Source organism: Serratia sp. (in: enterobacteria), assembly GCF_046715635.1.
Lineage (GTDB): Bacteria > Pseudomonadota > Gammaproteobacteria > Enterobacterales > Enterobacteriaceae > Chania.
In genome coordinates this window covers 1-5,816 of sequence record NZ_JBKJYW010000249.1, presented here as the reverse complement: position 1 = coordinate 5,816, position 5,816 = coordinate 1, and the positions used below count along the sequence as shown (strand labels likewise).

At 54.5% G+C, this 5,816-nt stretch carries 8 protein-coding genes; 3 read left to right on the top strand and 5 right to left on the bottom strand.

Annotated elements, in window-relative coordinates; genetic code table 11:
• The 3 genes from rpmG to radC form a co-directional block, all read right to left on the bottom strand.
• Positions 1 to 124 (bottom strand): 50S ribosomal protein L33 (rpmG, locus tag ACLQ7H_RS12375; protein WP_411703548.1); only part of this gene is annotated, 124 nt, incomplete at its 3' end.
• Between the two features lie 11 nt (positions 125 to 135).
• On the bottom strand, positions 136 to 372 hold the full coding sequence (rpmB, locus tag ACLQ7H_RS12370; RefSeq protein WP_004931195.1) for a 50S ribosomal protein L28: 237 nt from the start codon (positions 370 to 372) through the stop codon (positions 136 to 138).
• Positions 373 to 637: 265 nt separating this feature from the next.
• Positions 638 to 1,321 (bottom strand): RadC family protein, encoded by a 684-nt coding sequence (radC, locus tag ACLQ7H_RS12365; RefSeq protein ID WP_411752925.1) that lies wholly within the window; start codon positions 1,319 to 1,321, stop codon positions 638 to 640.
• Between the two features lie 183 nt (positions 1,322 to 1,504).
• On the opposite strand from radC, the gene coaBC reads away from it, so the two are divergent.
• The 3 genes from coaBC (at position 1,505) to slmA (ending at position 4,013) form a co-directional block, all read left to right on the top strand.
• The gene (coaBC, locus tag ACLQ7H_RS12360; RefSeq protein WP_411752924.1) at positions 1,505 to 2,722 is read left to right on the top strand and encodes a bifunctional phosphopantothenoylcysteine decarboxylase/phosphopantothenate--cysteine ligase CoaBC; all 1,218 of its coding nucleotides are present in this window, start codon (positions 1,505 to 1,507) and stop codon (positions 2,720 to 2,722) included.
• A complete protein-coding gene (gene dut, locus ACLQ7H_RS12355; RefSeq protein WP_037408615.1) occupies positions 2,700 to 3,158 on the top strand; it encodes a dUTP diphosphatase in 459 nt (152 codons plus the stop codon). The genes coaBC and dut overlap by 23 nt, the downstream gene beginning before the upstream one ends.
• 258 nt (positions 3,159 to 3,416) lie before the next feature.
• Positions 3,417 to 4,013: a nucleoid occlusion factor SlmA gene (gene slmA, locus ACLQ7H_RS12350; protein WP_021181838.1), complete on the top strand. Its 597-nt coding sequence runs from the start codon at positions 3,417 to 3,419 to the stop codon at positions 4,011 to 4,013.
• 240 nt (positions 4,014 to 4,253) lie between these two features.
• Here the strand turns inward: slmA and pyrE are convergent, their stop codons facing one another.
• Together pyrE and rph are read right to left on the bottom strand one after the other, a co-directional pair.
• Positions 4,254 to 4,895: an orotate phosphoribosyltransferase gene (gene pyrE, locus ACLQ7H_RS12345; protein ID WP_411752923.1), complete on the bottom strand. Its 642-nt coding sequence runs from the start codon at positions 4,893 to 4,895 to the stop codon at positions 4,254 to 4,256.
• A gap of 199 nt (positions 4,896 to 5,094) precedes the next feature.
• Entirely contained in the window at positions 5,095 to 5,811 is a 717-nt protein-coding gene (rph, locus tag ACLQ7H_RS12340) for a ribonuclease PH (RefSeq protein WP_037376445.1), read from the bottom strand.
• Positions 5,812 to 5,816 lie beyond the last annotated feature (5 nt).

Sequence of the window (5,816 nt, the reverse complement as noted above, 5' to 3'; positions counted from 1 at the left end):
CTGGATCGAATTTCTTCAGTTCCAATTTTTCCGGCTTAGTACGCTTGTTCTTCGTGGTGGTATAGAAGTGACCAGTACCAGCAGAAGAAACCAGCTTGATCTTCTCGCGAACACCTTTAGCCATGATGCAGTTCCTTAATACTTCTCACCACGGGCACGCAGATCGGCCAAGACCGTCTCAATACCCTTCTTATCGATAACACGCATACCTTTAGCAGATACACGCAGAGTTACAAAGCGCTTCTCAGCCTCAACCCAAAAACGGTGTGAGTGCAGGTTAGGCAGAAAACGGCGTTTGGTCGCGTTCATTGCGTGGGAACGGTTGTTACCGCTCACCGGGCGCTTGCCAGTAACTTGGCAGACTCGTGACATGTCTTATTCTCCAAAAATCAAATCAGCTCGAGCTTCGTATAGGGTATGGCCGCCTCGTCAGGCTTTTAGAGCCCATCTCAGCAAACTTCATACTGAGGAGACTCTCGTCATCAGGTCAGAAACCTCACATCAGGTTGGAAACCTGCTGAGATAGGCTCTTAACGCCAAACCCAAGATTCTCAAAGGTGGCGTAGTATACGCTCTGAAGCGTAAGTGCTCAAGTCCCGAACAGCTAAAGATCCCTCAAGGATCGCGAAAAAGTTGCTTATAGCCATCCGCGCTCGGCAAAAGAGACGCATTCACCCCGGCCTATCACCAAATGATCGAGCACTCGGATCTCCAATAACTGGCAGGCATTAACCACTTGCTCGGTTATCAAACGGTCGGCGTGACTGGGTTCAGCCTTACCCGAAGGATGATTATGCGCCAGAATGAGGGCTGCTGCATTAGCCTTCAACGCCGCACGCACAATTTCTCTTGGGTGGACAACGACGCTGTTGATGGTACCAGCAAACATCTCCTGATGGCGAATAACCCGGTGCTGATTGTCTAAAAACAACACTAAAAACACCTCTCGATCATGGTGAGCCAGCAAACTGTGCAGGTAGTGCTGGGTAATTTTCGGGTTCAGCAGCGCGTTTTCCAGCAAATGGGGGCCGGAAAATAGCCTGAAGGCTAATTCGGAAATTGCCTGCAACTGTGCATAGGTGGCAATCCCCAGCCCTTTCTGACTACGAAATTGTTCATAGTCCGCCGAAACCAGGTGATACAGCGAACCAAAGTGCGCCAACAGCTGTTCGGCCCGCTGTGAGACGTGAACCCCAGGTAGCCCGGTTCGCAAGAAAATTGCCAACAGCTCCATATCGGAGAGCGCCGCAGCGCCATCACGCATCAATTTTTCCCTGGGCGCCAAAGCCCCAGGCCATAACGACATATCCTGATTGCTCATTGCCACCTCCCTGCCTGCTACAGCAGCATGTCACGGGGAATTTCATCGTGCGACAGGTGATTGATAATATTGCGAAGTGTTACGAAAACCCGCATGTAACTGGCTGCATACACAGCAGAATCGCTCCACCTGGCAGCGGTTATGCTAAAATGACCGCCTCTTTCGGATTTCAATCGGACAATCATGATGACGGGACTTTCCGGCAAACATATTGTGCTTGGCATCAGTGGCGGTATCGCCGCTTACAAATGCCCTGAGCTGGTGCGCCGCCTGCGCGACAGAGGCGCCGAGGTAAGAGTGGTGATGACCAGCGCTGCCAAAGCCTTCATTACCCCACTGACGCTGCAGGCCGTTTCCGGCTATCCGGTTTTCGACGATCTGCTGGATCCCGCAGCAGAAGCCGCCATGGGCCATATTGAATTGGGCAAATGGGCCGATCTGGTGATCCTGGCCCCGGCCACCGCCGATCTGCTGGCCCGCGTTGCCGCCGGCATGGCCAACGATCTGCTGACCACGGTCTGCCTGGCTACCGCAGCCCCAATCGCGGCAGCACCGGCCATGAACCAGCAGATGTACCGCGCTGCCGCCACCCAGGCCAATCTACAAACCCTCCAAGGGCGTGGTTTGCTGCTATGGGGGCCAGACAGCGGTAGCCAGGCCTGTGGCGATATCGGGCCTGGCCGCATGCTAGACCCGTTGCAGATAGTGGAGCTGGCTAACGCTCATTTCTCTGCGCCGCAGGATCTGCAACATTTAAAGATTATGATCACCGCGGGCCCCACCCGTGAGGCACTGGATCCGGTGCGTTTCATTAGCAACCACAGCTCTGGCAAGATGGGTTTTGCTATCGCCAAGGCCGCCGCCGCTCGTGGTGCGCAAGTGACGTTGGTCGCCGGGCCGGTCAGCCTGCCTACGCCGCCTTGGGTAACCCGTGTAGATGTCGTCAGCGCGCTGGAAATGGAGCAAGCGGTACAACAGCACGCCGCGCAGCAGAACATCTTTATCTCCTGCGCCGCCGTAGCGGATTATCGCGCAGAACAGATTGCCGATGAGAAAATCAAAAAGCAGGGTGATGAAATCACCCTCAAGATGATCAAGAATCCGGATATTGTCGCGGGCGTTGCCGCGATGAGCAAAAATCGTCCCTTTGTCGTCGGGTTTGCGGCTGAAACCCAGAATGTGGAAGAATATGCGCGACAAAAACTACTGCGTAAAAAACTGGATTTAATCTGCGCTAACGATGTATCGCTTGCAGAGCACGGTTTTAACAGTGATACCAATGCCCTGCATCTTTTTTGGCAGGATGGAGACAAGCGCCTGCCGCATAGCAACAAGGCACTCCTTGGCCAACGTTTACTAGACGAGATAGTCAGCCGTTATGATGAAAAAAATCGACGTTAAGATCCTTGACCCACGTATTGGTCAAGATTTCCCATTGCCAACCTATGCCACCCCAGGCTCTGCGGGGCTTGATCTGCGCGCCTGTCTGGACAGCGCGGTTGAGTTGGCACCAGGCGAAACCACCCTGCTGCCTACCGGCCTGGCTATCCACATCGCCGATACCGGTCTTGCGGCAGTGATCCTGCCGCGCTCCGGTCTGGGCCATAAGCACGGCGTAGTGCTGGGTAACCTGGTTGGCCTGATCGATTCCGATTATCAGGGCCAACTGATGGTTTCCGTATGGAACCGTAGCCAGAAATCCTTCACTATCGAACCGGGTGAACGCATCGCACAGATGGTATTTGTGCCAGTGGTGCAAGCCGAGTTTAATCTGGTGGAAGAGTTCGATAGCAGCGAACGGGGTACCGGTGGTTTTGGCCATTCTGGTCGCCAATAGAACCTGCCCGTAACCGAATGATTTACAGGGATGGCGCCTGCAACCGCGCCGCTTGCGATGCGGCACGGTGGGTCTGGCAATTGAGAGTAACGCACGGAGAATAAGGGTCTGAAAGACCTGTTTAGCCATTACACCGTACAACAGCGATCTTATAAGCCGCACAGAGTTTACTCTGCAACGGCCGGTGCGCGGGTTTTCGCAAATCTATACCCGAAGAGATTGAGGGGATAAGCCGTTTTAGCAAGGGTCTAATCAAACATGGCAGAAAAAGAAAATACCAAAAGGAATCGGCGTGAGGAGATATTGCAGGCGTTAGCCCAGATGCTGGAATCCAGCGATGGCAGCCAGCGCATTACCACAGCCAAGCTTGCCGCAAACGTTGGTGTCTCTGAGGCTGCCCTTTATCGGCATTTCCCCAGCAAGACGCGGATGTTTGATAGCCTGATCGAGTTTATTGAAGACAGCCTGATAACGCGCATCAACCTGATCTTGCAGGATGAAAAAGAGACGTTCAACCGCCTACGCCTGATTGTGTTGTTGGTACTGGGGTTTGCAGAGCGCAACCCAGGCCTGACCAGGATCATGACCGGCCACGCGCTGATGTTTGAGCAAGATCGCCTGCAGGGCAGGATCAACCAGCTGTTCGAGCGGATTGAAGCGCAACTGCGTCAGGTATTGAAGGAACGTAAGCTGCGGGAAGGAAAGGGCTTTATCGTCGATGAAACCTTGCTGGCGAGCCAGATCCTGGCCTTCTGTGAAGGGATGCTGTCGCGCTATATTCGCTCCGAATTCCGCTACCGCCCAACGCAGGATTTCGATGCCCGCTGGCCGCTGTTAGCAGCACAACTGCAATAATAAAGGATTGAATCGGTAGTACTCCATAGCCGTTTATGGCCTATGGATTTTGAGTTGGCCGCTCTTGCGCATCCCTGCGCTCGCGGCATTTGTACATCCATGTACATCACAGCTAGGCGACAAGCTTACTCATCCCCAGGAGCTTACTTTTCGTAAGTGACTGGGGTGAGTAAGTGCAGGTAACAACGCTGCAGCTTGAAAGACGACGGGTATAACCGGGTTTAGCCCGGCGTTATTACTTTAAACCCCGTACTGCTCGCGATAGGCCCGCACTGCCACCAGGCTTTCAGCCATTTCCGGCTGCTCTTCCAGGTAAGCAATCAGCTCCTTGAGCGTAATAATCGAGATCACTTTGCAGTGATAATCACGCTCCACTTCCTGGATCGCAGAAATGTCGGCACGGCCACGTTCCTGACGATCGAGAGAAATCAGCACACCGGCCAGGCTGGCGTTATGGGCACTGATAATTTCCATCGATTCACGGATGGCCGTCCCGGCGGTGATCACGTCATCCACCAGCATCACACGGCCCTGCAACGGGCTGCCTACCAGCGTGCCGCCTTCGCCATGTTCCTTGGCTTCCTTACGGTTGAAGCAATAAGGCAAATCGAGATTGTGATGTTCTGCCAATGCCACAGCGGTGGTGGTCGCGATCGGGATACCTTTGTAGGCTGGGCCAAACAGCAGATCGAACTCGATGCCGGAATCCACCAGCGCCTCGGCATAAAAACGCCCTAACAGCGCCAGATCACGCCCGGTATTAAACAGGCCGGCATTGAAGAAATAGGGGCTGGTACGGCCGGATTTCAGGGTGAACTCGCCGAATTTCAATACCTGCTTGCTGAGCGCAAACTCGATAAACTGGCGCTGGTAGGCTTTCATTACTGCTTCTCCTCATCAAATTATACCCTATGGATTTCAAGTTGGCCGCTCTTGCGCATCCTTGCGCTCGCGGCATTCGTACATCCTTGTACAGCACAGCTAGGCGACAAGCTTGAAAGACGACGGGTATGTAACTTTGGTTCTATTTCAGCCCGATTTCCGGGCATAAAAAAGGCGACTGCTTGGTCGCCTTTAAAAATCAGTCTGCCAGCGCCGCTTTCTGCGCCTGGAAGATGGTTTCGATGCCCCCTCGGGCCAGCGCCAGTAGCGCCAATAGCTCATCGTGGCTGAACGGCTCACCCTCGGCGGTGCCTTGCACCTCGATCATGCGGCCATCCTCCATCATCACCACGTTCATATCGGTTTCTGCGGCAGAATCTTCCACATACTCCAGATCGCACAGCGCTTCGCCGCCAACGATACCTACCGAAACCGCAGCCACCAGCCCTTTCATCGGGTTGGCTTTCAGTTTACCGGCGGCAACCAGCGCATTCAGCGCATCGGCCAGCGCCACACAGGCTCCGGAGATGGAAGCGGTACGGGTGCCGCCATCGGCTTGCAGCACATCGCAGTCCAGGGTGATGGTGAACTCACCGAGTTTTTTCAGATCCACTGCGGCACGCAGTGAACGAGCGATCAGACGCTGGATCTCCAACGTACGGCCACCCTGCTTGCCTTTGGCCGCTTCGCGGGCATTACGGCTGTGGGTAGAACGCGGCAACATGCCGTATTCTGCGGTGATCCACCCTTGCCCCTGGCCTTTCAAGAAGCGCGGAACGCCCTCTTCTACCGTGGCGGTGCACAAAACTTTGGTATCGCCAAACTCAACCAGCACTGAACCTTCAGCGTGTTTCGTGTAGTGACGGGTCAGTGTCAGGGGGCGAACTTGTTGTGGTGCTCTGCCTGCAGGACGCATGGGCT